Consider the following 24,622-nt stretch of genomic DNA (forward strand, 5'->3'; position numbering starts at 1 on the left):
ACCGCCGGCCGGGACATCGCCTCAGCCCAGCCGGTACCCCATGCCGCGCACGGTCGTGATCCTCTCGGCGCCGAGCTTCCGGCGCAGGTACCGGACGTAGACGTCGACGACGTTGGAACCGGGGTCGAAGTCGTAGCCCCAGACCCGGGAGAGCAGCTGTTCCCGCGACAGGACCTGCCCCGGGTGGCGCAGGAACGTCTCGGCGAGCACGAACTCGCGCGCCGACAGGTCCACGGTCACCCCGTCGACCGTCGCCTGCCGGGAGCGCAGGTCGAGCGACAGCGTCCCGTGGCGCAGCACGGTCACCTCGCCCGCACCGGCGTCGGCGAGCCGCCGCCGCACCCGGGCCAGGAGCTCCTCGAACCGGAAGGGCTTGGCCATGTAGTCGTCGGCGCCGCCCTCGAGGCCGGCGACGGTGTCGGCGACGCTGTCCCGCGCGGTCAGCACGACCACCGGCATCCGCGAGCCCGACGCCCGGAGCTCGGCGAGGACCGCGAACCCGTCGAGACCGGGCAGCCCGATGTCGAGCACGAGCAGGTCGTGGTGGCCGCCGAGGGCCTGGTCGCGGGCGGTGACGCCGTCGTCGACCACGGTCGTCGCGAACCCCGCCGAGCGCAGGCCCTTCTCCACGAACGACGCGATGCGGGGCTCGTCCTCGGCGATCAGGATGCTGCTCACGGGACCTCGTGATCGGCGCGCAGGGGCAGGACCAGGGTGAACGTGGCGCCGGGCCCGCTCTGGCCGGGCAGCCCGGTGCCGACGCCGTCGGAGACCTCGACGTGGCCGCCGTGCGCTCCGGCGATCGCGCCGGCGATGGCGAGGCCGAGCCCGGCGCCCTCGGAGCGCCGGGCCGACCCGCTGCCGCGGGCGAAGCGGGCGAAGATGCGCTCGCGGTCGGCGGGGGCGACGCCGGTCCCGGTGTCCGCCACGCGCAGGCGGACGGTGGACGTGTCGGCGGCGGCCCCGAGCACGATCCGGTCGCCCGGCACGGTGTGGTGGGCGGCGTTGTCGGCGAGGACGAGCAGCGCCTGCGTCACGCGCTGGGCGTCGAGGTCGGCGACGAGGGGCTCGCCCGCCCCGACCAGCGCCCACTGCCGGTCCGCCAGCCCCGACGCCTTGCGCAGCGTCTCCTCCAGCAGCGCGGGCACGTCGGTCGGCGCCGGGTGCACGAACTCGGGCTGCTCGGCCTTCGCGAGCACGAGCAGGTCGGACACGATGCGGTTCATCCGCTCGAGCTCGTCGTCGACCAGCGTGACGGCCGCCCGCACGTCGGCGGGGTCGTCGACGTCGACCACCTCGAGGTGTCCGCGCACGATCGTGATCGGGGTCCGCAGCTCGTGCCCGGCGTCGTCGACGAAGCGCCGCTGGGCCCGCGCGCCGTCCTCGACGCGGTCGAGCATGGCGTTGACGGCGCGGACCAGCGCGCCGAGCTCGTCGCGGGTGTCGGCGCCGGCGTGGATGCGCGCGGAGAGGTCGGTCTCGGTGATGGCGCGCGCGGTGTCGGCGACGTCGCGCACCGGGCGCAGGATGCGGCCCGCGACCAGCCAGGCGGCGACGGCCGCGAGCACCGCGGTGACGGCACCGGCGGCGACCATGAGCAGCGCGGCGTCGTCGGCGGCCGAGCGCTCCTGGTCGGCGAAGTAGGCGACGACGATGACGCCGCGCGCCGGGTCGCCGGCCAGCGTCACGGGCACCGCGATGTAGCGGACCTCGCCGGCCGCGCTCTCGTAGCGCGCCTCCACCGGCGCCGGCACCGACCCCGCGAGCCGCGCGAACCCCGGGTCGCCGGCCAGCAGCACCGGGCTCTGCTGGCGGCTCTGGTAGCGGAAGACGCCGTCGAGGTAGCCGAGGAACTTCTCGTTCGGGCGCGCGAGGTTGTAGGTGATCGCGGTCCGGAGCACCTGGTCGACCGACGCGAACGGCGCCCCGTCGGCGGGGCTGCGGCCCGACGCGGTGAGCGCCGTGAACTCCTCGATCTCGGTGCGCAGGGCGGTGTCCATGCGGGCGTCGGTGGCGCGGATCAGGAGCTGCCAGGTGACGACGGTGACCACGGCGAGGCTGCCGAGCACGAGCAGCAGCACCCAGGCGACGATCCGGACACGGGCGCTGGGGGCGCCGTGGGCACGCAGGAGACCGAGGGGACGGTCAGCCGTCGTCACCGTCGTCGGCGCCGTCATCGTCCCCCTGCTCCCCGGCGGGCGGCGGCGCCACGGTCCCGTCGTCGTCGTCCTGCTCGGGCGCCGGGGCGGGCGCCCCGCCCGGCACCGACGGCACCGACACCGGGGCCGGCAGCGGGACCTCGCCGGACGTGTCGCACGCGGTCGCGCCGACCGCGAGTCCCGCGAGCACCAGCGCAGCGGCGAACGTCGAACGAGCCATGCGGCCACCCTCGCCGTCGTGGATGAGCCGTCCGTGGCGCCGGGATGAGAACGTTCTCATCAGACCGGCAGTTCCCGGACCTTCCCCGCGTCGACGTGCCACGCCCGGGTGGTCGACACGCCCGCGAGCAGGCGCCGGTCGTGCGAGACGAGCAGCAGGGTGCCCCCGAACGAGGCGAGCGCGGACTCGAGCTGCTCGATGGCGGCGAGGTCGAGGTGGTTGGTGGGCTCGTCGAGCACCAGCAGGTTCACCCCGCGGGCCTGCAGCAGCGCGAGGGCGGCGCGGGTGCGCTCGCCGGGCGAGAGCGTGTCGGCGCCGCGGTGCACGTGCTCGGCGCCGAGGCCGAACTTCGCCAGCAGCGTGCGGATCTCGGCGGTGGGCCAGCGGTCGAGCTCGGGCTCGCGGGAGAAGACGTCGAGCAGGGCCGTCGACCCGGTCAGCAGGCCGCGGGCCTGGTCGACCTCGCCGACGACGACGCCGGACCCGAGCGACGCCCGGCCCTCGTCGGGGGCGAGGCGCCCGAGCAGCAGCGCGAGCAGCGTCGACTTCCCGGCGCCGTTCGCGCCGGTGATGGCGACGCGGTCGGCCCAGTCGAGCTGGAGGGTGACGGGGCCGAGGGTGAAGTCGCCCCGGTGCACCGTGGCTGCGTCCAACGTCGCCACGACGGTGCCCGAGCGGGGCGCCGCCGCGATCGACATCCGCAGCTCCCACTCCTTGCGCGGCTCCTCGACGACCTCCATGCGCTCGAGGCGACGCTCGGTCTGCGCGATCTTCGCCGCCTGCTTCTCCGCGGTCGCCGCGTGGTGGTGCTTGATGAACTTGTCGTTGTCGGTCGCCTTCTTGCGGGCGTTGCGCACGCCCTTCTCCACCCACTGCTTCTGCGTCTGCATCCGGGAGGTCAGCTCGGAGCGCTTGTCGGCGTACTCCTCGTAGGCCTCGCGGGCGTGCCGGCGGGCCGTCTCCCGCTCGGCGAGGTACGCCTCGTAGCCGCCGCCGTACTGGGTGACCTGCTGCTGGGCGAGGTCGAGCTCGAGCACCGAGGTCACGGTGCGGGCGAGGAACTCGCGGTCGTGGCTGACGAGCACCGTGCCGGCGCGCAGCTCGCGGACCCAGCGCTCCAGGCGGTCGAGCCCCGCGAGGTCGAGGTCGTTGGTCGGCTCGTCGAGCAGGAACAGGTCGAACCGGGCCAGGAGCAGCGAGGCGAGGTTCGCGCGGGCGGCCTGCCCGCCCGACAGCGAGGTCATCGTGGCGTCGAGCAGGGCGGCGTCGAGCCCGAGGTCGGCGGCCACCTCGGCCGTGCGCTCCTCGAGGTCGGCGCCGCCGAGGTCGAGCCAGCGCTCCAGCGCGACGGCGTAGGCGTCGTCGCCGCCGGGCGCGCCCTCGGCGAGCGCGGTCGTCGCCGCCTCGAGCGTGGCCGCGGCGGCGGTGACGCCGGTGCGGCGGCCGACGAAGCCGCGCACGGTCTCGCCCGGCACCCGCGCGGTCTCCTGCGGCAGGTGCCCGACGGTGGCCGTCCCCGGCGAGACGGCGACCGAGCCCTGGTCGGGGGCCGCGAGGCCGGCGAGCAGACGCAAGAGGGTCGACTTCCCGGCACCGTTCACCCCGACGAGCCCGATGACGTCGCCGGGAGCGACGACGAGATCGAGTCCGGAGAACAGCACCCGGGCGCCGTGCGCGGCGGCGAGGTCCCGCGCGACCAGCGTGGCGCTCACGATCACCGACTCTAACCGCGCCCCACCACCGGTTTGCCGGGCTCCATGTGAGTGGTTCCTGCCCCCACAGGGACGGAAACCGCTCACATGGGCCCGGCGCGCCGAGGACGGCCTGCACGATGGGGGGACGTGGGCGTCGTACCCTGCGTGCGTGCCTGCCTGGGTCTGGTTCGTCATCGCGGCGCTGGCCGCGGGCGGCGGGGCGCTGCTGCTGCTCTCCGACCGCGCCCGCACCGGCGGACACCGTCGTGACCGGCGCAAGTGGGCCGAGCAGAAGAGCTGGGAGTTCGTCGACGTCGACCCCGTCCTGCCGAGTCGCTGGCGCTACGGCGCCGTGCACCAGGGCGGCCACGGCCGCGCGCTCGACCTCGCCACCGGCGCGGTCCCCGGCCCCGGCGGCCGGCGTCTCGCCCACGTCTTCGACCACGAGCAGGCCGGCCAGATCACCGGGATCGTCGCCGCGGTCCGCGGGGTCGCGACGCTGCCGGTGGCCATCGAGCTGCGCCTGCCCTCGGCCCCGCTGCCCGACGACGCGGGTCTCGACTCGCTCGGTCAGGTCGGCGAGCGCTACGCCTTCGTCACCTCGGTGGCCCAGGCGCGCCCGCTGATCACCACCGACGTCGCGCGCGCCGCCGACATGGTCGGCGACGACGTGCCGCTGGTCTGGGCCGAGGACACCTGGGTGCTCGCCACCACCGACCCGGGCGCCGACCCGGACCGCGTCCAGGGCCTGCTGCAGGCGCTGGTCGAGCTGTCCGTGGCGCTCGAGGACGCCGCGGGCGGGGGCGACGACGACGGCTACGGCCCGGGTCCGACCCCGGAGGCCGCCGACGAGGACGTCGACACCGACGACCCCGGCGAGCCCCGCCAGACCCACCGCGACCGCCCCGCCGACATCCCCTACGACGTCGAGGACGACGAGTTCGGGCCGGGCGCCCGCAGCAGCTCGTCCTCCGGGCGGTGAGCGGACCCGTTCCGCGCCGGACCCTGGTCACGTCGGCCGACACCGACCTCGGCCGTGCCTTCGTCCGGCGCCTGCACGACGCCGGGGACGAGCTCGTCCTCGCCGGCGGCGAGCGCGGCGCGCTGGAGGCGCTGGCCGACGAGCTCGGGGAGCCGAAGCCCGAGGTCCTGCCCGGTGACCTCGCCGACGCCGACGACCTCGACCTCGTCGCCCGCCGCCTCGAGACCGGCACGCGACCGATCGACCTGCTCGTCGTCGGCCCCGCGCCCGCGAGCACCGAGGGCCTGCCCGAGGCGGACCCCGCCGACGTCCGCGCGGCGCTCGACGGCACGGCCGCCGCGGCGCTGGTCCTCGTCCGGGCCGCGCTGCCCGGGATGATCGCCCGCGGGCACCCGGGCCCGGGCGGCGTGATCACCACCGCGGGCCCCGGCGCGTACCTCCCGCTGGCCGGGGCGGCCGGGCTCGACGGCGCCGCGCAGGCCTACGTCGCGATGCTGACCGAGTCGCTGGCGCAGGCGCACAACAGGGCCGGCCTCACGCTCACCGTCGTGTGCCCGACCCCTCCCGGTGTCGGGAACAGCACCCGGCACACCGTCCCCCTGCGCCTCGCCCCGCCCGACGCGGACGCCGTCGCGGGCGCCGCCCTCGCCGACCACGCCGCCGGGCGCGCCGTCTCCACGCCCGGCGTCGGCATGAAGGCCCTGGTCGGCACGTCGCGCCTCGTGCCCTTCGCGGCGCTGCGCGTGTCGTCCGGGATGCGTCGCACGACCTTCGCCGGCGCCCTGGCCGCCCGGCGCGGGCCCCGCGGCGCGCGGACCGGCACCGCGCTCGTCACCGGCGCCAGCTCGGGCATCGGGGCCGCGTTCGCCGAGCGCCTCGCCGTCGCCGGCCACCCCCTCGTGCTCGTCGCCCGCGACGCCGGCCGCCTCGAGAGCCTCGCCGAGCGTCTGCGCGCCCGGCACGGCGTGGACGTCGAGGTGCTCGTCGCCGACCTCGCCGCCGCGTCCGGGCGCCGCCGCGTCGTCGAGCGCCTGAGCCTCGGCGAGACCCCGGTCGCGCTCCTGGTCAACAACGCGGGCTACGCGACGCCCGGCGAGTTCGTCGACACCGACCCCGAGGCGCTGCGCGCGAACTACGAGGTCAACATGGCCGCGGTGCTCGAGCTGACCGCGGCCGCCCTGCCCGGCATGGTGGCCCGCGGGCGCGGCGACGTCGTCAACGTGTCGAGCGTGGCCGGCTTCCTGCCCGGCCGCGGCTCGGTCTACAGCGCTGGCAAGACCTACGTCACGGCGCTCTCCCAGAACCTCGCCCTGTCGCTGGGCGGCACGGGCGTGCGGGTCATGGCACTCTGCCCGGGATTCACGCGCACCGAGTTCCACGCGCGCCTCGGGCAGGACCGCCAGGGACCGGACTGGCTCTGGCTGGACGCGGACACGGTGGTCGCGGAGGGCCTCGACGACCTGGAGGCGGGAAAGGCGGTGTCCGTGCCCGGAGCGGTGTACAAGGCGATCGTCGGCGTGACGCGGGTGGTCCCGCGCGGCATGCTGCGGGCCCTGGCGGCCCGGACGGCGACGGGGCGCGGATGAACGCGCTCGGGAGACGAAGCGGAGCGGAGCTCGACCCATGAGTCCAGCGATCGACGTCGAGTCCCGCGCCCGGCTCGCCGAGCTGGTCGCCGCGCTGGCCGTCGTCCACGGCAAGGTCACGCTGTCGTCGGGGCAGGAGGCCGACTACTACGTCGACCTGCGCCGCGCAACGCTGCACCACGAGGCGGGCCCGCTGATCGGGCATCTCGTCCGCGAGGCGACCGCCGACTGGACCTACGACGCCGCCGGCGGGCTGACGATGGGCGCCGACCCGGTCGCGCTCGCCGTCATGCACGCGCCCGGACCGCCCGTCGACGCCTGCGTGGTGCGCGCGGCGGCCAAGACCCACGGCATGCAGCGCCGGATCGAGGGCCCGGACGTCGCCGGGCGCCGCGTGCTCGCCGTCGAGGACACCTCGACCACCGGCGGCAGCGTGCTGACCGCGGTCGACGCGCTGGTCGAGGCCGGCGCGGAGGTCGTCGGCGTCGTCACCGTCGTCGACCGCGCGACGGGGGCGACCGAGGCCGTCGAGGCCCGCGGCCTGGCCTGCCGCTCGCTGCTCGGGCTGGCCGACCTGGGGCTGTGACCAGCCCCGACGAGCCCGACGACACCGACGAGCCCGGTCCCACCGAGTGGCGCACCGGGCCGGGCCCGGTCGGCGTCGGACCGTGGCCCGGCGGCCCCGGAGCCTGGCCCGACGACCCCCGCTACGACCCCGAGCTCCTCGCCGACGGCGACCGGCGCAACGTCGTCGACCGCTACCGGTACTGGCGCCGCGAGGCGGTCGTCGCCGACCTCGACGCGCGGCGCCACCCGTTCCACGTCGCGATCGAGAACCTGCACCACGACGCGAACATCGGGACGATCGTGCGGACCGCCAACGCCTTCGCCGCGGCCGCCGTGCACGTCGTGGGCCGGCGGCGCTGGAACCGGCGGGGCGCGATGGTCACCGACCGCTACCAGCACGTGCACCACCACGCCGACGTCGCGGGCCTGCTCGCGTGGGCGCGGGCGGAGGACCTCGCGGTGGTCGCGGTCGACAACGGCCCCGGGGCCGCGCCGCTGGAGACGGCAGCGCTGCCGCGGCGCTGCGTGCTGCTGTTCGGTCAGGAGGGCGTGGGCCTGACCCCGGAGGCCGTGGCGGGCGCGGACGCCGTGCTCTCGATCGCCCAGTTCGGGTCGACCCGCTCGATCAACGCCGGCGTCGCGGCGGGGATCGCCATGCACGCGTGGGTCCGCGCGCACGCCGCGATCTAACGGTCGCGGTGCCGCGTGTCGATGATCTGCGTGGGCTCCTCGTTCGCGCCGTCGAGGACGTCCTCGGCCAGCCCCTGCGCGCCGAGCTTCTTCTCGCGCCGCGCCTTGATCATCTCGATGGCGATCGGCACCAGCGAGAGCGCCACCACGAGGATGAGCATCATCTCGATGTTGTTCTTGACGATGTCGAACTGGCCGAGCCCGGCGCCGAGCAGCGTCACCCCGGCCGCCCAGGCGACGCCGCCGATCAGCGAGAACGTCAGGTAGCGGCGCGCGTCCATGCGCCCGACCCCGGCCATGACCGTGATGAACGTGCGCACGATCGGCACGAAGCGCCCGAGCACGATGGCCCGGTTGCCGTACTTGTCGAAGAACTTCTGCGTCCGCTCGACGTTCTCCTTCTTGAAGAGCTTCGAGTCGGGCTTGTCGAAGATCGCGGGCCCGGCCTTGAGCCCGATGTAGTAGCCCAGCGCGTTGCCGGCGAAGGCGCACACCACCAGCAGGACGCACACCAGCCACAGCGGCGTGTCGATCAGGCCGGTGACCACCGCGAGCCCGGTGATGAACAGCAGCGAGTCGCCGGGCAGGAAGAACCCGATCAGCAGTCCGCACTCCGCGAAGATGATCAGGCACACGCCGACGAGGGCCCACGGCCCGAGCGAGGTGATGATGTACTGCGGGTCGAGCCACTCGGGGCCGAGGGCCTGCACCGTGGTCGTGGCGGTGGCGAGTGTGGGCGACACGTCTCGAAACCGTACGCGGTGGACCTGGGCGTGGGCCTCCGGGTCACCCTGGCGTGCCTCGGGGTGAAGCCCGTGTCAGGCCAGGGTCAGCCCGGGAGTCCCAGCGTCCCGACGGCGGCGAGCGCGCCGGCGATGGCGCCCGCGAGCAGCGCGACCCCCGACCACCACGCGATCCGGGCCGGCGTCCAGGCCGTCGGGCCGGCCGTGTCGTCCGGCGGCGGGGGCGGCGGCGCGGCACCCGGCGCGGGCCGCTGCTGGGGGACACCCGGCCCGGGCACGCGCCCGGGACCGGTCGGCGGCGGGGGCGCGGGCCGACCCGCGGTCGGCGGGCCCTGGGGCCCGTTCTGCGGCCCGTTCTGCGGCCAGGGTCCCGTCGGACGGGGCGCGGGACGCGCCATCGGCGGGCCGCCCCGCTGGGGTGCGGTGTAGGGCCCGGCCGGGCCCGTGGGCGGGGCCGACGGGACGGGGTGCGCGACCGTCTCGGGCGCCGGATCGGCGGCGTCGCCCTTCTTGCGGCCCAGGGGCCGGAAGCGGTCGCGCCAGCGGGACCCGCCGGCGTCCTGCTCCTCCTGGGCCGGAGCGGCCGCGGGGGGAGTGGCCGGCGCGTTCGGCGTGCCGCCCGGGGAGGACACCCCGCCCGCGGCGTGCGCGCGCAGGGCCTCGGACAGCAGCCGCTCGTCGTCCATCCCGGCCGATGCTAGCGGCGGGGACCGACGGGACCCAGGGGGCGTTCGGGGCTCATCCGCCGTCGACCAGCTTGCCGATGGCCTCGAGACCACGGCTCGCCGTCGACTTCACCGTGCCCTTGCTGATGCCCGTGGCCTCGGCGATCTCCGCCTCGGACAGGCCGCCGTAGTAGCGCAGCACCAGCACCTCGCGCTGGCGGCGCGGCAGCTTGCCCAGCGCGCCCACCACGGCCTGGTGCTCGGCGGAGAGCATCGCCAGCGACTCGGCGGAGCGGGCGTCGGCGGTGTGCGGCGGCGTGTACTCCCGCGCGGTGCGCCGGCGCCGCAGCACCGAGCGTGACCCGTTGACCACGGCCGTGCGCAGGTAGCCCAGCGCGGCGTGCTCGTCGCGCAGCCGGCCCCAGTGGCGGTGCAGGCCGGTGAACGCCTCCTGGACGACGTCCTCGGCGGTCGCCGGGTCGTCGACGAGCAGCACGGCGAGACGCACGAACCGCATCCGGTGCTCGCGGTAGAGGTCCTCGAGCGTGCGCGGCGCCTGGTCCTGGGTGGCGATCGGGCCGCTCGGCGGCGCCCCTGGACCCCCCGGGCCGGGCCGCGGCGGACCGGGTGGCCCGGACGGGCGGGCGGAGGGATGGACCACCGAGGCGTCGGCCGGCGCGACGGCGTCGATGGCCCGCAGGCTGCCGAGCGTGCGCTCGACGGCGCTCTCGCCGGGATGGGCCACGTCACCGACGATAGCCGCTCACCACCTGTGGTCCCGGTGGGGACGAGGGTCCGTCTGCGGATCACCCGCGTGGCGCAGGCGGCCACCGAACGGGAAACGGGTCACACCGGACGAGGAGGCGCCGGATCCCGCGGCTGCGTCATACTGCGCCGACGTCCGGCCGGACCGTGTCCGCCCCGGTGCCCGGCCGGCACCTGTCGAACGCTGTCGACGCCCTGGGAGGCACGACGATGCCCATCGCGACCCCCGAGGTCTACAACGAGATGCTCGACCGGGCGAAGGCGAACGCGTTCGCCTTCCCGGCGATCAACTGCACCTCGTCGGAGACGATCAACGCGGCCCTGCGCGGCTTCGCCGAGGCGGAGAGCGACGGGATCATCCAGTTCTCCACCGGCGGCGCCGAGTTCGGCTCCGGCCAGTCGGTGAAGGACATGGTCACCGGCGCGAGCGCGCTGGCCGAGTTCGCGCACGTCGTCGCCGAGAAGTACTCGGTCAACGTCGCGCTGCACACCGACCACTGCCCGAAGGACAAGCTCGACGGGTTCGTGCGCCCGCTGATCGCGATCAGCCAGGAGCGCGTCGACGCCGGGAAGCCCCCGCTCTTCCAGTCCCACATGTGGGACGGCTCGGCGGTGGAGCTGCACGAGAACCTCCAGATCGCCCAGGAGCTGCTGGCGGAGGCCGTCAAGGCGAAGATCATCCTCGAGGTGGAGATCGGCGTCGTCGGCGGCGAGGAGGACGGCGTCGCCAACGACATCAACGAGAAGCTCTACACCGCCGCCGGCGACTACGAGCACACCGTCGACGCGCTCGGCGGCGGCGAGAAGGGCCGCTACCTGCTCGCGGCGACGTTCGGCAACGTGCACGGCGTCTACAAGCCGGGCAACGTCAAGCTGCGCCCCTCGGTGCTCAAGGAGGGCCAGGAGGTCGCGGCGCGCAAGCTCGGCCTCGCCGACGGCTCGAAGCCGTTCGACCTGGTCTTCCACGGCGGCTCGGGCTCGCTGCTCGAGGAGATCCACGAGGCGCTCGACTACGGCGTCGTGAAGATGAACGTCGACACCGACACCCAGTACGCCTACACGCGCCCGATCGCCGCGCACATGTTCTCGAACTACGACGGCGTGCTGAAGGTCGACGGCGAGGTCGGCGACAAGAAGGCCTACGACCCGCGCAGCTACAACAAGAAGGCCGAGGTCGCCATGGCCGAGCGGGTCACCACGGCCTGCGAGAACCTGCGCTCGACCGGGCAGACCCTGGGTCGCTGAGGCGAGGGCGCTCGGGCGGACAATCGGGGCATGACCATCCCGATGGGGCCGGGTGCCGGCCACGGGCACAACCTGCTCGGACCGCAGCCGACCTACCTCCCGGAGGCGCCCGAGCCCGCCGCGCGGCTGGAGAAGGGCGAGGACCCGGCGGCGGTCGTCGCCGACCACCCGACCTACTCGGCCGGGTGGGCGGAGCTCGCCGAGCGCGCCGGGGCGGCCGGCGAGCACGTCGCCGCATACGCCTACGCCCGCACGGGCTACCACCGCGGGCTCGACCAGCTGCGCCGCAACGGCTGGAAGGGCTTCGGCCCGGTGCCGTGGAGCCACGAGCCCAACCAGGGCTTCCTGCGCGCGGTCGCGGCGCTGGCGAAGGCGGCGCAGGCGATCGGCGAGACCGACGAGGTCGAGCGCTGCGTCCAGCTCCTCGCCGACTGCGACCCGGAGGCCGTGACCGTCCTCGGTCTCGCCTGAGGGTCCCGTGAACCGCCTGGAACGGCTCGCCCGCAGCCGGGCCCGGCGGCTGCGCGACTCCGGGCTGCCGGTGCTGCAGTGCGCGCTGGCGGCCGGGGTCGCGTACCTGGTGGCGCGCGACGTCGTCGGTCACCCGCTGCCGTTCTTCGCGCCGATCGCGTGCGTGCTCGTCCTCGGCGTGTCGGTGACCAACCGGCTGCGCCGCTCGGTGGAGCTCGCGGCCGGGGTCAGCGTCGGGGTGGCCGTCGGCGACCTGATCGTCGTGCTCATCGGCCCCGGCTGGTGGCAGATCAGCGTCGTCGTCGGCCTGACGCTCCTGGCCGCGCTGCTGTTCGACGTCGGCGCGCTGTTGCTCAACCAGGCCGCGGTGTCGGCGGTGCTGGTCGCGACGCTGCAGCCGCCTGGGACGACCGCGGCGTTCTCCCGGTGGATCGACACGATCATCGGGGCGGCGATCGGGCTGGCGACGGCGGCGACGCTGCCCTCGCACCCGCTCACCCGGGCCCGGCGCGGGCTGACCGCGCTGCTCACCGAGCTCGAACAGGTGCTGATCGGGACCGCCGACGCCCTGGACGCGGCGGACCTCGAGGCCGCGGCGGCGGTCCTCGCCCGGGCGCGGGCCACGCAGGGGCGGGTCGACGCGCTCGTCGACGCCGTCGACGCGGGCTTCGAGATCACCGCGATCGCTCCGCTGCGCCGCCGCCACCGCGGGGAGCTGGGGCGCATCCGCGCGGCGGTGCACCCGGTCGACCTGGCGCTGCGCAACGCCCGCGTCCTCGCGCGGCGCGCGCACGCCGCGATCCGCGAGGGCGAGGAGACCGACGCCGAGCTCGTCGCCGTGCTGCGCCGCCTGGCCGAGGACACCGCGGAGCTGCGGCGCGAGCTGACGGCGGGCGAGTCGACCGACGGCGCCCGCAGCGCGCTGCTGGACACCGTGGGGACGGTGCCGGCGCACGGTGGCGGCTACTCGGCGGACGTGGTGATCGCCCAGATCCGGTCCATGCTCGTGGACCTGCTGACGGCGGCGGGGATGGACCGCGACGAGGCGGTCACGGCGACGACGAGCAGCCGGCTCGGTCGCGACGAGTGAGGCCCGGTCAGGACGCCTTGCGGAGCCCGGTGGCCGGGGCGAGCGACTCGTCCTCGCGGCTGTCGTCGGCGCTGTCCTCGGTGTCGTCCTCGTCGGCGCCCGGCACGAGCGTGAGCGACGGCGCGGGGGGCTCGATCGCGAGGGGACGGCGGACCCGCGGCGCGGGCTTGCCGACGACGGCGTGGGCCTCGAAGCGTTCGAGCAGACACGCGACGACCATGATCACGATCGGTAGGAGCAGCACCACCGCCAGCATGTGACTGGCATACCCCCGCCCCGCACGGGCACACCTCACCCTCGGCGGGTGGGCACGGACGGTGGCCCAGTGGTCGCCCAGCGCAGTCGGGCGGGCGACCATCGGGTCGGGACCCCGCTGATCGTCCCGCGGTGGCCGACCACCGGGCGTCACGGCCGGACGAGGCGCCAGTCCTCGGTGTGCCGGTACCAGCTGCGCCGCGCCACCGGCCGGTCCGCGGGGACGCCGTCGCGCACGATCGTCACCGGCGGCCGGCACCCGAGCTGCACCGCGCGCCCCGACCGTTCGGTGACGAGCCCGGCCCGCAGCCCGCCGAGCCGTCGCGGCCCGGCCACGGTGACGCGCACCCCGCCGTCCGGGTCGGGGGCGACGGTGATCGCCGCGGCGTCGCCGGAGAGCACCCGGTGCTCCTCGCAGTAGATCTCGCCGTGCACCGGGCCGACCGTGTGGTGGCCGGCGACGAGGCCGCCGTGGTCGTCGCGCACCAGCGGTGCCGGGCGGGCCGTGCCGTCGCGGGCCAGGGCGAGCGCCGCCGCGGGGTCGGCGGGCAGGCCCCACACCGACGCCGCGGCCGATCCGGGCGCGGGCAGGACGGCGACCTCGACGTCGAGGCGCTCGCGACGCAGCAGGCGGACCAGGACGGCGGCGAGCGCGGCGTCGTCACCGGCCACGACCAGGCGCCCGCCGGTGGGGAGGTCGTCGAGCAGGGGGTCGACGTCACCCCGTGCCGGCAGCGCCGGGAGGTCCGTGATCACGGCCCCGAGCCCGGCGGCCCCGGCCCCCCAGCGTGTCCGTGCCGGGTCCCCGCAGGTCACCACAGCCGTCGGGGCCCCCGGTGACGACGAGCGCTGTGACACCGGTGGACTACCCTTCCGTTGCACGGGCGGCCTGCACTCCCGTGCGTGCACCGGAGTCGAGGTCAGGGAGTGTCACATGCCGGCCATCGTGCTCATCGGCGCCCAGTGGGGCGACGAGGGCAAGGGCAAGGCCACCGACATCCTCGGTGAGCAGGTCCAGTGGGTCGTGCGCTACCAGGGCGGCAACAACGCCGGCCACACGGTGGTGCTGCCCGACGGCAAGAACTTCGCCCTGCACCTCATCCCGTCCGGGATCCTGACGCCGGGTGTCACCAACGTGATCGGCAACGGCGTGGTGGTCGACCCGGGGGTGCTGCTCGAGGAGCTCGCCGGCCTGGAGGCCAAGGGCGTCGACACGGGCAAGCTGCTGATCTCCGCGGACGCGCACGTGATCATGCCGTACCACGTGGCCATCGACAAAGTGACCGAGCGGTTCCTGGGCAAGTCCCGGATCGGCACCACCGGCCGCGGCATCGGGCCCGCCTACCAGGACAAGATCGCGCGGGTCGGCGTGCGGATGCAGGACCTGCTCGACGAGAAGCTGCTGCGCGAGAAGGTCGAGGCGGCACTCGAGCTCAAGAACCAGATCCTCGTCAAGATCTACAACCGGCGCGCGCTCGACGTCGACGAGGTCGCCGACACCGTGCTGGGCCACGCCGAGGGCTTCGCCCACCGGATCGCCGACACCCGCCTCGCGCTCAACCAGGCGCTCGAGCGCGGCGAGACCGTGCTGCTCGAGGGCTCGCAGGGCACGCTGCTCGACGTCGACCACGGCACCTACCCGTACGTCACGTCGTCGAGCCCCACCGCGGGCGGCGCCGCGGCCGGCTCTGGCATCGGGCCCACGCGCATCGACCGCGTGATCGGGATCCTCAAGGCCTACACCACCCGCGTGGGCTCCGGACCGTTCCCGACCGAGCTGTTCGACGCGGACGGCGAGTACCTGCGCAAGACCGGCGGCGAGTTCGGGGTCACCACCGGGCGCAGCCGCCGCTGCGGGTGGTTCGACGCCGTGATCGCCCGGTACGCGGTGCGCGTCAACGGCCTGACCGACCTGTTCCTCACCAAGCTCGACGTGCTCTCCGGGCTCGAGAACGTGCCGATCTGCGTGGGCTACGAGGTCGACGGCCAGCGCGTCGACGAGATGCCGATGACCCAGTCGGACGTCGTCGCCGCCACGCCGGTGTACGAGACGATGCCCGGCTGGTTCGAGGACATCTCCGCCGCGCGCCGCTTCGAGGACCTGCCGGCGAAGGCCCGTGACTACGTCGCGCGGATCGAGGAGCTCTCCGGGGCGCCGGTGTCGGCGATCGGTGTCGGACCCGGGCGCGACGAGACGGTCCTGCGGGACGTTCCCTCCGCTTAGACTCGATGGGGTGGGCGCCTGCGAACACCTCCTGAGCATCGGCACCTCCGGTGTCGCGACCGACCCGAGGCCCGACGCCGTCGCGCGTGACGGCGAGACGCTGATCTGCCCCGACTGCACCGCCGCGGGCTACACGGCCTGGGCGCACCTGCGGAAGTGCCTCGAGTGCGGGCACGTGGCGTGCTGCGACTCGAGCCCGTACCGGCACGCGTCCAAGCACCACGAGGACACCGGCCACCCGGTGATGCGCTCGCACGAGCCGGACGAGACGTGGCGCTGGTGCTACGTCGACCGGCGGCTGGCGCCCTGAGCGATCACGTCGACACGGCGAGCAGCGCGGTGTCGGGGTCGTCGCTGAACACGGCGTCGACGCCGACCGCGACGAACTGCTGGTACTCACCGAACGCGTCGCCGTAGGTGTCCGCCGGCGCGCCGGCCCCGCCGCGTCGGCGCTGCAGCGGCAGGAACTCGTTCTCGTTGCGGAACGTGTAGGGCATGACGCGCAGGCCCGCGGCGTGCGCGTCCGCGACGAGCCGCGTGGGCGGGCCGGCGGCGTCGTCCGGGCCCAGCGGCACGATCCACTCCTTGCTGGGGCCGAGCCACGCCGCGTACGTGGCGACGTCGCGCAGGCCCTGCGGGGTCAGCAGCGCATCGGAGGTGCGCGGGTCGTTCGCCGCGACGAGGTCCGCGGGACGGGTCCCGGCGGAGTCGACGAGCTGCAGCAGCGGGCAGCCGACCTGGGCCTTGAGCGCCCGCAGGTTGGCGGTCTCGAAGGACTGGATGATCACGCCCGAGTCGGGTCCGTCCTTGCCGCGCCGGCGCAGGGTGTCGACGAGCGCCGGCTCGACGGGCAGGCCGAGGCTCGCGAAGTAGGTCGAGTGCTTGACCTCCGGCAGTACGCCCACGGGGCGGCGCAGCTCGGCGGCGAGGCGGTCGAGCAGGTCGAGGACCTCGTCGAACGTGACGACGGGGAACCGGTCGTCGTAGAGCGTGTTGTGCGGGCGGGTCTCGGGGATGCGCTCCTTCGCCCGCAGGGTGCGGAGCTCGGCGAGCGTGAAGTCGGTGGTGAACCAGCCCGTGGCCGTGGTGCCGTCGATCTGCTTGGTGGTGCGGCGCGCGGCGAACTGGGGCTTGCTCGCGACGTCGGTCGTGCCGCCGATCTCGGGCTCGTGGCGGGCGACGAGCGCGCCGTCGCGGGTCGGGACGAGGTCGACGTCGACCGCGTCGGCGCCCATCCGGATCGCGAGCTCGTAGGCGGCGAGCGTGTGCTCCGGCCGGTAGCCCGAGGCGCCGCGGTGGCCGACGACCATGATGCGGTCGGGTCCGCCGGGCGCGGTCCCTCCCGGGGCGGGGGCCGGCGACGGGCTCGTGGGCGGCGGGGCCCCGGTCGGCGCGGGCGCCGCGGCACCGACCGGCGTGTCGGCACAGCCGGCGGCCAGCGCGCCCGCGGCGGCGATGCCGCCCCACAGCGCGGAGCGACGGGTGAACGAGGGCCCCGGCATCGTCATCGCGCGCAGTGTTCCGGGGCCCGCCCCACCCCGCCACCCGTCCTCCTCGTCGGCGCGATGAACAACTCCTCGTGTCAGCGTGGCGGCCACGCTGACGTTCAACGTCAGGAAAGCCGCCAGCTCGCCTCGCGCGGGCGGCCCGTAGCGTGTCGCCCGTGCGCGTCCTGGTCATCGGTTCCGGAGCCCGCGAGCACGCTCTCCTGCACGCCCTCGCCGGCGACCCGCAGGTGACCGCGCTGGCCGCCGCCCCCGGCAACGCCGGCACGGCGGCGCTGGCCGAGCACCCCGGCCTCGCCGACCCGACCGACGCCGACCAGGTCGTCGCGCTCGCGCGGTCGTGGCGCGCCGACCTCGTCGTCGTCGGTCCCGAGGCGCCGCTCGTCGCCGGCGTCGCCGACGCGCTGCGCGCCGCCGGCGTGGCCTGCTTCGGGCCGAGCGCCGCCGCCGCGCGCATCGAGGGCTCCAAGGCGTTCGCCAAGGACGTCATGGCCGCCGCCGGCGTGCCCACCGCGCGCAGCGAGTCCGTCGACAACCCCGGCGACCTCGACGCCGCCCTCTCCCGCTTCGAGGCTCCGTGGGTGGTCAAGGACGACGGGCTCGCCGCCGGCAAGGGCGTGCTCGTGACGTCCGACCTCGACGCCGCCCGGCGCCACGCGGCCGCCGTGCTCGAGGGCGGGCACCCCGTCCTGCTCGAGTCGTTCCTCGACGGCCCCGAGGCCTCGCTGTTCTGCGTCGTCGACGGCACGACGGTGGTGCCGCTGCCGCCGGCCCAGGACTTCAAGCGCCTCGGCGACGACGACGCCGGCCCCAACACCGGCGGGATGGGCGCCTACGCCCCGCTGCCGTGGGCGTCGGAGGGCCTGGTGGACGAGGTCGTCGAGCGGATCGTCACCCCGGTCGTCACCGAGCTCGCCGCCCGCGGCGCCCCGTTCTCCGGCCTGCTCTACGCCGGGCTCGCGCTGACGTCGTCGGGCCCGCAGGTGATCGAGTTCAACTGCCGCTTCGGCGACCCCGAGACCCAGGTCGTCCTCGCCCTCCTCCGCAGCTCGGCGGCCTCGCTGCTGTCCGCGGCCGCCCACGGCCGCCTCGCCGACGAGCCCGCCCCGACCTGGTCCGACGGCGCCGCCGTGACGGTCGTCGTGGCCGCCGAGGGCTACCCGGGCGCGGTGCGGACCGGCGACGTCATCCGCGGCGCCGACGACCCGGGCGTCCTGCACGCCGGCACCCGCCGCCGCGACGACGGGGCCGTCGTCTCGAGCGGCGGGCGGGTCCTGTCGGTCGTCGGGACGGGCGCCGACCTCGACGCGGCCCGCGAGGACGCCTACGCGCGCCTCACTGCCGTGCACCTGCCCGGGGGCCACCACCGCACCGACATCGCCCGCGACGCCGCCGCCGGCCGGGTCGCGATGCCGGTCCGCGCCTGATTCTCCGAAAGCGCACCACCGGCGCGAGGCGCCGACCTACTCTCCCGCCCATGCCCGACCTCGTCCTCGGCCCCGCGGCCCTCGAGCAGGCGCGCGCCGGCGTGGCCGCCGAGGCACGCCGGGTGCCGGCGATGATCGACCGGGTCACGGTGCCGCGTTCCGGTCTCGGCGATCTCGCGTCGGCCGGGGCGATGATGGGCGCGCTCGACGAGCTGCGGCGGGCGCTCGACGCCGAGCTCGGGGCCGCGGGGTCCCGACTGGACGGTCTCGACCGCGCTCTCGACGCGGCGCTCACCGCGGTGCAGGCGACCGACCGCGACGCGGCGGCGTCGTTGGCGGCCTGACGTGGCGTTCGACGCCGTCGGCGAGCTCGCCGCGCAGCCGGGCGGGCAGGAGCTCAGCGCGCTCGTGGCCCGCGCCCAGCGGGTCGACCCGGAGGTCCTGCACGGGGTGGGCCGCGGGCTCGCCGCGATGTCCGAGGGCGTCGACGGTTCACTGCGCGCGCTCGGCCGGCACGGCGACGACGTCCGCGCCGCCTGGCAGGGGCGCGGCGCCGACGCCGTGACGGGCTACCTCGACGACCTGGGACGCGCCGGCGTCCGCACGATCGACGCGACCGGCCGTCTGCGCGCGCGGATCGACAGCGCCGGTCAGGAGCTCGCGGGCATGCGGCGCGAGGTCGATGCCCACGTGTCCCGCGCTCTCGACGCCGCCCGGCGTGTCCGGGCCGAGGCGCTGGCGGATCCCGCGCGTGCTCCGTTCGCCGAGCAGCTCGTGGCCAGCGCCATGGCCGAACCGACCGCGGCCGCCCGGGCCGCCGTCGCCCGCGCCGAGACGATGCTGGGCGACGCCGCGACCGCAGTCCGTGAGCTCGCGGGCGACCTCACCGCCTTCTCGCGTCTACCGATCCCCGACACGCGCCCCCTCGCGCCGGCGCCCACCACCCCGGCGTCCGTGGGCACGAGCGGGTCGCAGGGGATCGCCATCTCGGGCGGTGGCGGCGGATCCGGCGATTTCACGGACATCTCGTGGCTGGACTCGAGCGCCGGGGAATGCGACGCCGATGCTTCGGTTTCCGAAGCGTCCGACGCGGGCGACTCGTCGGGTGGCGACGGGTTCACGGGGACCTCCGCGGACTTGGACGGATCCGATGCTTCGGTTTCCGAAGCATCGGACGCGAGTGACACGTCCTCGAGTGATGATGAGTTCACGGGAACGTCAGCCGATCTCGACGCCGACGGCGGTTCCGGTGGGGATGCTTCGGTTTCCGAAGCATCGGACGCGAATGACGCGTCCTCGAGTGACGACGGGTTCGCGGGAACGTCAGCCGATCTCGACGCCAACGGCGGTTCCGATGGGGATGCTTCGGTTTCCGAAGCGTCTGATGCGAGTGACTCGTCCTCCGGCGACGATGGGTCCACGGGTACGTCGGCGGACCTGGACGACGCCGGGGAGGACGGCTCCGATTCTGCGGATGCTTCGGTTTCCGAAGCATCGGCAGGAGAGAACTCGGGCTCGGGTGACGACGGGTTGGTGGACCCGGACAGCGCCGGGGAGGACGGCTCGGATTCTGGGGATGCTTCGGTTTCCGAAGCGTCTGAACGGGGTGACTCGTCCTCCGGCGACGACGGGTTCACCGGGACGTCCGCGGACCTTGACGGCGCCGGGGAGGACGGCTCCGATTCTGGAGATGCTTCGGTTTCCGAAGCATCGGCAGCAGAGAACTCGGGCTCGGGTGACGACGGGTCGGCGGACTCGGACAGCGTCGGGGAGGACGGATCGGATTCCGGGGATGCTTCGGTTTCCGAAGCGTCTGAGCGGGGTGACTCGTCCTCCGGCGACGATGGGTTCACCGGGACGTCCGCGGACCTCGACAGCGCCGAGTCCGACACCGGCGATGCTTCGGATTCCGAAGCGTCGGCAGGAGAGAACCCGAGCTCCGGCGATGACGGGTTCACGGGGACATCGGCCGATCTCGACGCCGACAGCGAGTCCGATGGCGACGCGCCGGTTTCCGAAGCGTCCGCCGCCGGTGAACCGGCCGGTGATGCCGACACCATCGACGACGATGACGCGGACTCCGGAGACGATGACTCGTCCTCCGATCGGGCCGAGGATCCGTCCGACGACGACGACGACGCCGCCCGCGACCGCGACTCGGGCGACCGCGACTCGGGCGACCGCGACTCGGGCGACCGCGACGCCGGGGGTCAGAGTGCCGAGGACAGCGACACCGACGGTCAGGGGACCGACGACCGCGACCCGGAGGGCGGCGCGGTGACCAGCGCGTCGACGGGCAACGGCGACGCGGCCACCGCGACCGGCGCCGCGACGCCCACCGGCGGCCCGGAGGGCGAGGTCGGCGACTGGATCCGCGAGGCGATGGCGATCCTGCAGGCCGAGGGCGTGGCGACGGACAAGATGGACCCCGACGACATCGCGACGATCATCGACCACGAGTCCGGCGGCGACCCCGAGGCGATCAACAACTGGGACTCGAACGCCGACAAGGGCACGCCGTCGCAGGGCCTCATGCAGACGATCGGGCCGACGTTCGACTCCTACAAGCTCGCCGGGCACGGGGAGATCACCGACCCGGTCGACAACATCATCGCCGGGGTCCGGTACGCGATCGCCCGGTACGGCTCGGTGTCCGAGGTGCCCGGGGTCGAGGCCGTCGCGCGCGGCGACTCGTACGTCGGCTACTGAGGCGGGTTCTCCCGAACGGCCCCTGCGTCGCGGCGCTCGCGCCTACCGTTCGAGACATGGCCGACCTCGCCCTCGACACCCGCGCGCTGGAGGAGGCACGCACGGCCGTCGCGGGCGAGTCCGCGCGGATGCCGGGCCTCGCCGACCTGCTCGGGCCGACGCCGGCGCCGGAGTTCGGCGGGCTCGCCGCGTCGGCGGCGCTCGTGGACGCGATGACGGCGCTGAGGAACGCGCTGGTCACCGACCTCGATGCCGCGGGTGCCCGTCTCGGCGAGGCCGACCGGGCGCTCGACGCGACGATGCGCGTCATGCAGGAGACCGACCGCTCCGCCGCAGACTCCCTCACGACGGGCGGGAACTGAGCCGTGCCGGGCGACGTCGAGGGTCAGCTCGCCGCGGAGCCGGCGGCGGCGGAGCTGGCGGGCATCGCCGCGCGGCTGCGGACGGCCGACCCGGGCGCGGTGCGGGCGTCGGCGGCGCAGGTCCTCGCGATCGGTGACGGCGTCGAGGGATCCGTGCGGACGGTCGATCGGGGCCGGGCCTCGGTCGAGGGTCGCTGGGAGGGCGAGGGCGCGGCGGCGTTCGGCGAGTGGGTCGGGACCTTCGGGAAGGCGGGCGAGCGCGATCGCCGGGCGATCACCGACGCCGGGACGACGCTCGACGGGATCAGCACCGCGCTCGAGGGACTGAAGCGCGAGGTCGACCAGCAGGTGGCGCAGGCCCTCGCGCTGGCCGGTGCGGCGCGGAGCCAGGCGGCCGCGACCCCGGACGCCCCGCCCGACCTCGGTGACCGGATGGCCGCCGACGCCCTGCGCGGTCCGATCGAGGCGGCGCGCGCCGCGGTGCAGCGTGCCGAGGCCGAGCTCGCCGGCGCGGCCACCAGGCTGCGGGGTCTCGCCGACGGCATCACCACCTTCACCGCGCTCGCCGGCCCCGACGCCGCGGTCATGGCCCCGCCGCCCGGTACCCCGCTGCCGTGGCGACCGGTCGAGGTCCCGGGTAGCAGCGGCCCGGGCGGCAGTCCCGGCGGCGGCTCCGCCGGCGAGGAAGGCGGAGGGGGAGGCAACGGAGGGGGAGGCAACGCGGGAGGCAACGGCGGGGGAGGCAGCAGCGGTACCCCGACCGGCACCGGTGCGCCGGTCCCGAGCACCGGGACCGTCCCGCCCGGCGAGGTCGGCGACTGGATCCGCGAGGCGATGGCGATCCTCGCGGCCCACGGCGTCCCGCCCGAGAAGATGGACCCCGCAGCCATCGCGATGATCATCGAGCACGAGTCCGGCGGCGACCCGAACGCCGTGAACACCGTGGATTCCAACGCCGCCAAGGGCACGCCGTCGCAGGGCCTGATGCAGACGATCGGCCCGACGTTCGACGCCCACAAGCTGCCGGGGCACGGCGACATCCGGAACCCGGTCGACAACATCATCGCCGGGGTCCGGTACGCGGTCGAGCGCTACGGGTCGGTGTCCCAGGTGCCGGGCGTGCTGGCGGAGGCGAAGGGCGAGGCGTACGTCGGCTACTGAGGTCGTGTCAGGGTGATGAGGTGACGACTCTGGCGCGCCTCGGCCCGGCGGTGCGGGCGACGGTCCCCCCGTTCCACGTGATGGACGTCTGGGCGGCGGCGGGCGAGCGGGCGCGGACGCACGGCGACCTCGTCAACCTCTCCGCGGGCCAGCCCTCGACCCCGGCGCCCGTCGACGTCCGCGCCGCCGCCGCGCGGGCCCTGGACGAGCAGATCCTCGGCTACTCCAGCTCGCTCGGCACCGTCGAGCTCCGCGACGCGATCGCCGCGCACCACCGGACCCGGTACGACGACGACTCCGTGCGCCGCGAGGACGTCGTCGTCACCACCGGCGGGTCGGGCGGGTTCCTGCTCGCGTTCCTCGCCGCGTTCGACGCCGGCGACACCGTCGTGCTCGCCCGCCCCGGCTACCCCTGCTACCGCAACATCCTCGCGGCGCTGGGCTGCGAGGTCGTCGAGCTGCCGTGCGGCGAGGAGACCCGCTTCCAGCCGACCGTCGCGATGCTCGAGGAGCTGGAGACCCTGCCGAAGGGCGTCGTCGTGGCGAGCCCGGCCAACCCGACCGGCAGCGTCATCGAGCCCGGCGAGCTGGCGGCGCTCGCCCGCTGGTGCGAGGAGCACGGCGTCCAGCTGATCAGCGACGAGATCTACCACGGCATCGAGTACGGCTCCGGGGAATCAGCGCCGCCGACCGCGAGCGCCTGGAGCACCTCGCGCGAGGCGATCGTCGTGACGTCGTTCTCGAAGTACTGGTCGATGACGGGCTGGCGGCTGGGCTGGCTGCTCGTGCCCGAGCGGCTGCGGCGGGCTGTGGACGTGATCGCCGGCAACTTCACCGTCTGCCCGCCCGTGCCCGCGCAGTACGCGGCGCTGAGCGCCTTCACCCCGGCGTCGCTGGCCGAGGCGGACGGGCACGTCGAGCGCTACGCCCTCAACCGCCGGATCCTGCTCGACGGCCTGCCGCGCCTCGGCCTGACCCGGCTGGCGCCCGCGGACGGCGCCTTCTACGTCTACGCCGACGTCGCCGACCTCACCGACGACACCCTCGCGTTCGGGCAGCGGATGCTCGCCGAGACCGGCGTCGCCGTGGCCCCGGGCATCGACTTCGACCCGATCGACGGCCACTCCTGGATCCGCCTCTCGTTCGCCGGCGCCACCGCGGACGTGCGCGAGGGCGTCGATCGACTCGGGCGCTGGTTCCCGACGCTCTAGCGGCTTACTCTCCGTGGCCATGGAACCGGACGACGAGCCGCGGCTGGAGGCCTGGGAGCGCCGTACCGACTACCCGCTGACGGCGCTCGCGGTGCTCTACCTCGGCGTCTACGCCGTCCAGGTGCTCGCCACCCGGCCGGGCCAGGCGTCGTGGTGGTGGCTCGACGCGGCCCTGTGGGTGGTGTGGGGCGTGTTCGTCGTCGACTACGTCGTCCGCATCACGCTCGCGCGGCGCAAGGGCCGGTTCATCCTCCGCCACCCGCTGGACCTGCTCGTGGTCGCGGCGCCGTTCTTCCGGTTCCTGCGCCTGCTGCGGCTCGTCGCGGCGATCTCGGTGCTCGGGCGGGTGCTGCGCGACGACTTCCGCGGCCGGGTCGGCAGCTACCTGCTCGTCTCGATCTCCCTGCTGAGCTTCATCGCGGCGCTCGGGGTGTTCGAGGCGGAGCGCGACGCCCCGGACGCGACGATCCTGACCTTCGGCGACGCCCTGTGGTGGGTGCTGACGACGATCACGACCGTCGGTTACGGCGACCTCTCCCCGGTGACGACCGAGGGCCGGCTCGTCGCGGCCGGGCTGATGCTCGCGGGGATCGCGGTCCTCGGCACGGTGACCGCCGCGATCGCCACGTGGTTCCTCGAGCAGGTCGGCGCCCGCGACGCGTCCGAGGCCGTGGCGGCGCCGCCCCGCGCCGACCCGGCGGACCTGCGGCACGCGGAGCTCCTCGCCGAGCTGCGCGACCTGCGCCGGCGCCTCGACCACCTCGAGTCCGCGCCCGACCGCCCGGCCGAGTCCGCCCCTAGCTGACGCCTCGGCGTGTCGCCACACCGAGGATGTGGCGATCCTGGCTTCTGACGCCAGCGATGCCGCATCGCTGGTACTCCCCCCGGGCC

Annotated in this window: 26 protein-coding genes; 16 read left to right on the plus strand and 10 right to left on the minus strand. The window is 75.1% G+C overall.

Going from position 1 to position 24,622, the window contains the following annotated elements:
• Positions 1–21 precede the first annotated feature (21 nt).
• From EV188_RS21710 to abc-f, 4 genes are read right to left on the minus strand one after another with little or no spacing between them, the layout of a single operon-like run.
• On the minus strand, positions 22–678 hold the full coding sequence (locus EV188_RS21710) for a response regulator transcription factor (protein ID WP_133828412.1): 657 nt from the start codon (positions 676–678) through the stop codon (positions 22–24).
• Positions 675–2,177, minus strand: a complete 1,503-nt coding sequence (locus tag EV188_RS21715; protein ID WP_133828413.1) for a sensor histidine kinase — start codon at positions 2,175–2,177, stop codon at positions 675–677. Before EV188_RS21715 ends, EV188_RS21710 begins: the two co-directional genes overlap by 4 nt.
• On the minus strand, positions 2,146–2,379 hold the full coding sequence (locus EV188_RS21720; protein ID WP_133828414.1) for a hypothetical protein: 234 nt from the start codon (positions 2,377–2,379) through the stop codon (positions 2,146–2,148). Before EV188_RS21720 ends, EV188_RS21715 begins: the two co-directional genes overlap by 32 nt.
• 59 nt (positions 2,380–2,438) lie before the next feature.
• Positions 2,439–4,091, minus strand: a complete 1,653-nt coding sequence (gene abc-f / locus EV188_RS21725; protein ID WP_133828415.1) for a ribosomal protection-like ABC-F family protein — start codon at positions 4,089–4,091, stop codon at positions 2,439–2,441.
• A gap of 151 nt (positions 4,092–4,242) precedes the next feature.
• Here abc-f and EV188_RS21730 point away from each other — a divergent pair, with 151 nt between their 5' ends.
• Genes EV188_RS21730 through EV188_RS21745 form a run of 4 tightly spaced genes read left to right on the plus strand, consistent with a single transcriptional unit; the run spans position 4,243 to position 7,898 of the window.
• Positions 4,243–5,055 carry a type III secretion system chaperone family protein gene (locus EV188_RS21730; RefSeq protein ID WP_208114331.1) on the plus strand — a complete coding sequence of 271 codons (813 nt, stop codon included), beginning with the start codon at positions 4,243–4,245 and terminating at the stop codon, positions 5,053–5,055.
• Positions 5,052–6,641, plus strand: a complete 1,590-nt coding sequence (locus tag EV188_RS33130; protein ID WP_133828416.1) for an SDR family NAD(P)-dependent oxidoreductase — start codon at positions 5,052–5,054, stop codon at positions 6,639–6,641. The genes EV188_RS21730 and EV188_RS33130 overlap by 4 nt, the downstream gene beginning before the upstream one ends.
• Positions 6,642–6,678: 37 nt before the next feature.
• Entirely contained in the window at positions 6,679–7,227 is a 549-nt protein-coding gene (pyrE, locus tag EV188_RS21740) for an orotate phosphoribosyltransferase (protein ID WP_133828417.1), read from the plus strand.
• Positions 7,224–7,898: a TrmH family RNA methyltransferase gene (locus tag EV188_RS21745; protein ID WP_133828418.1), complete on the plus strand. Its 675-nt coding sequence runs from the start codon at positions 7,224–7,226 to the stop codon at positions 7,896–7,898. The genes pyrE and EV188_RS21745 overlap by 4 nt, the downstream gene beginning before the upstream one ends.
• On the opposite strand, the gene EV188_RS21750 is transcribed toward EV188_RS21745, so the two are convergent.
• The 3 genes from EV188_RS21750 to EV188_RS21760 all read right to left on the minus strand — a co-directional run bounded on the left by EV188_RS21750 (position 7,895) and on the right by EV188_RS21760 (position 10,051).
• Positions 7,895–8,641, minus strand: coding sequence for a DedA family protein (locus EV188_RS21750; RefSeq protein ID WP_133828419.1), 747 nt, complete (start codon positions 8,639–8,641; stop codon positions 7,895–7,897). The genes EV188_RS21745 and EV188_RS21750 overlap by 4 nt on opposite strands.
• Positions 8,642–8,727: 86 nt before the next feature.
• On the minus strand, positions 8,728–9,327 hold the full coding sequence (locus EV188_RS21755) for a hypothetical protein (RefSeq protein WP_133828420.1): 600 nt from the start codon (positions 9,325–9,327) through the stop codon (positions 8,728–8,730).
• A 52-nt stretch (positions 9,328–9,379) separates the two neighbouring features.
• A complete protein-coding gene (locus tag EV188_RS21760) occupies positions 9,380–10,051 on the minus strand; it encodes a SigE family RNA polymerase sigma factor (RefSeq protein WP_243741891.1) in 672 nt (223 codons plus the stop codon).
• A 230-nt stretch (positions 10,052–10,281) separates the two neighbouring features.
• Here EV188_RS21760 and fbaA point away from each other — a divergent pair, with 230 nt between their 5' ends.
• Genes fbaA through EV188_RS21775 form a run of 3 tightly spaced genes read left to right on the plus strand, consistent with a single transcriptional unit; the run spans position 10,282 to position 12,877 of the window.
• The gene (gene fbaA, locus EV188_RS21765; protein WP_133828421.1) at positions 10,282–11,316 is read left to right on the plus strand and encodes a class II fructose-bisphosphate aldolase; all 1,035 of its coding nucleotides are present in this window, start codon (positions 10,282–10,284) and stop codon (positions 11,314–11,316) included.
• A gap of 30 nt (positions 11,317–11,346) precedes the next feature.
• A complete protein-coding gene (locus tag EV188_RS21770; RefSeq protein ID WP_133828422.1) occupies positions 11,347–11,787 on the plus strand; it encodes a DUF3151 domain-containing protein in 441 nt (146 codons plus the stop codon).
• A 7-nt stretch (positions 11,788–11,794) separates the two neighbouring features.
• Positions 11,795–12,877, plus strand: coding sequence for an FUSC family protein (locus EV188_RS21775; protein WP_133828423.1), 1,083 nt, complete (start codon positions 11,795–11,797; stop codon positions 12,875–12,877).
• Between the two features lie 7 nt (positions 12,878–12,884).
• Here the strand turns inward: EV188_RS21775 and EV188_RS21780 are convergent, their stop codons facing one another.
• Together EV188_RS21780 and EV188_RS21785 are read right to left on the minus strand one after the other, a co-directional pair.
• On the minus strand, positions 12,885–13,133 hold the full coding sequence (locus tag EV188_RS21780; protein WP_133828424.1) for a hypothetical protein: 249 nt from the start codon (positions 13,131–13,133) through the stop codon (positions 12,885–12,887).
• A gap of 149 nt (positions 13,134–13,282) precedes the next feature.
• Positions 13,283–13,888: a hypothetical protein gene (locus EV188_RS21785; RefSeq protein WP_208114332.1), complete on the minus strand. Its 606-nt coding sequence runs from the start codon at positions 13,886–13,888 to the stop codon at positions 13,283–13,285.
• A gap of 178 nt (positions 13,889–14,066) precedes the next feature.
• Between EV188_RS21785 and EV188_RS21790 the strand changes: the two genes are divergently transcribed.
• A complete protein-coding gene (locus EV188_RS21790; RefSeq protein ID WP_133828425.1) occupies positions 14,067–15,356 on the plus strand; it encodes an adenylosuccinate synthase in 1,290 nt (429 codons plus the stop codon).
• A gap of 10 nt (positions 15,357–15,366) precedes the next feature.
• The gene (locus tag EV188_RS32730; protein WP_133828426.1) at positions 15,367–15,666 is read left to right on the plus strand and encodes a UBP-type zinc finger domain-containing protein; all 300 of its coding nucleotides are present in this window, start codon (positions 15,367–15,369) and stop codon (positions 15,664–15,666) included.
• Between the two features lie 4 nt (positions 15,667–15,670).
• Here EV188_RS32730 and EV188_RS21800 read toward each other — a convergent pair whose 3' ends face one another.
• The gene (locus EV188_RS21800) at positions 15,671–16,858 is read right to left on the minus strand and encodes a glycerophosphodiester phosphodiesterase (protein WP_133828599.1); all 1,188 of its coding nucleotides are present in this window, start codon (positions 16,856–16,858) and stop codon (positions 15,671–15,673) included.
• 161 nt (positions 16,859–17,019) lie between these two features.
• Between EV188_RS21800 and purD the strand changes: the two genes are divergently transcribed.
• The 7 genes from purD to EV188_RS21835 all read left to right on the plus strand — a co-directional run bounded on the left by purD (position 17,020) and on the right by EV188_RS21835 (position 24,536).
• Positions 17,020–18,288, plus strand: coding sequence for a phosphoribosylamine--glycine ligase (gene purD / locus EV188_RS21805; protein WP_133828427.1), 1,269 nt, complete (start codon positions 17,020–17,022; stop codon positions 18,286–18,288).
• A 50-nt stretch (positions 18,289–18,338) separates the two neighbouring features.
• Positions 18,339–18,632: a hypothetical protein gene (locus EV188_RS21810; RefSeq protein WP_133828428.1), complete on the plus strand. Its 294-nt coding sequence runs from the start codon at positions 18,339–18,341 to the stop codon at positions 18,630–18,632.
• Positions 18,633–18,738: 106 nt separating this feature from the next.
• Positions 18,739–20,997 carry a transglycosylase SLT domain-containing protein gene (locus tag EV188_RS32735; protein WP_243741892.1) on the plus strand — a complete coding sequence of 753 codons (2,259 nt, stop codon included), beginning with the start codon at positions 18,739–18,741 and terminating at the stop codon, positions 20,995–20,997.
• Between the two features lie 56 nt (positions 20,998–21,053).
• Positions 21,054–21,359 carry a hypothetical protein gene (locus EV188_RS21820; protein ID WP_133828429.1) on the plus strand — a complete coding sequence of 102 codons (306 nt, stop codon included), beginning with the start codon at positions 21,054–21,056 and terminating at the stop codon, positions 21,357–21,359.
• 3 nt (positions 21,360–21,362) lie between these two features.
• Complete coding sequence (locus EV188_RS21825; protein ID WP_133828430.1) at positions 21,363–22,520, plus strand: transglycosylase SLT domain-containing protein; 1,158 nt, start codon at positions 21,363–21,365, stop codon at positions 22,518–22,520.
• An 80-nt stretch (positions 22,521–22,600) separates the two neighbouring features.
• A complete protein-coding gene (locus EV188_RS21830; RefSeq protein ID WP_133828601.1) occupies positions 22,601–23,731 on the plus strand; it encodes a pyridoxal phosphate-dependent aminotransferase in 1,131 nt (376 codons plus the stop codon).
• A gap of 19 nt (positions 23,732–23,750) precedes the next feature.
• On the plus strand, positions 23,751–24,536 hold the full coding sequence (locus EV188_RS21835; RefSeq protein ID WP_133828431.1) for a potassium channel family protein: 786 nt from the start codon (positions 23,751–23,753) through the stop codon (positions 24,534–24,536).
• Positions 24,537–24,622 lie beyond the last annotated feature (86 nt).

Source organism: Actinomycetospora succinea (assembly GCF_004363095.1).
In the GTDB taxonomy this organism is placed as follows: domain Bacteria; phylum Actinomycetota; class Actinomycetes; order Mycobacteriales; family Pseudonocardiaceae; genus Actinomycetospora; species Actinomycetospora succinea.

Coding starts and splice junctions, on each gene's coding strand:
- EV188_RS21770 (WP_133828422.1), top strand. CDS start 11,347: ATGACCATCCCGATGGGGCCGGGTGCCGGCCACGGGCACAACCTGCTC.
- EV188_RS21835 (WP_133828431.1), top strand. CDS start 23,751: ATGGAACCGGACGACGAGCCGCGGCTGGAGGCCTGGGAGCGCCGTACC.
- EV188_RS21755 (WP_133828420.1), bottom strand. CDS start 9,327: ATGGACGACGAGCGGCTGCTGTCCGAGGCCCTGCGCGCGCACGCCGCG.
- EV188_RS21715 (WP_133828413.1), bottom strand. CDS start 2,177: ATGACGGCGCCGACGACGGTGACGACGGCTGACCGTCCCCTCGGTCTC.
- EV188_RS21780 (WP_133828424.1), bottom strand. CDS start 13,133: ATGCTGGCGGTGGTGCTGCTCCTACCGATCGTGATCATGGTCGTCGCG.
- EV188_RS21820 (WP_133828429.1), top strand. CDS start 21,054: ATGGCCGACCTCGCCCTCGACACCCGCGCGCTGGAGGAGGCACGCACG.
- EV188_RS21800 (WP_133828599.1), bottom strand. CDS start 16,858: ATGCCGGGGCCCTCGTTCACCCGTCGCTCCGCGCTGTGGGGCGGCATC.
- fbaA (WP_133828421.1), top strand. CDS start 10,282: ATGCCCATCGCGACCCCCGAGGTCTACAACGAGATGCTCGACCGGGCG.
- EV188_RS21830 (WP_133828601.1), top strand. CDS start 22,601: ATGGACGTCTGGGCGGCGGCGGGCGAGCGGGCGCGGACGCACGGCGAC.
- pyrE (WP_133828417.1), top strand. CDS start 6,679: ATGAGTCCAGCGATCGACGTCGAGTCCCGCGCCCGGCTCGCCGAGCTG.
- EV188_RS21810 (WP_133828428.1), top strand. CDS start 18,339: ATGCCCGACCTCGTCCTCGGCCCCGCGGCCCTCGAGCAGGCGCGCGCC.
- EV188_RS21720 (WP_133828414.1), bottom strand. CDS start 2,379: ATGGCTCGTTCGACGTTCGCCGCTGCGCTGGTGCTCGCGGGACTCGCG.
- EV188_RS21790 (WP_133828425.1), top strand. CDS start 14,067: ATGCCGGCCATCGTGCTCATCGGCGCCCAGTGGGGCGACGAGGGCAAG.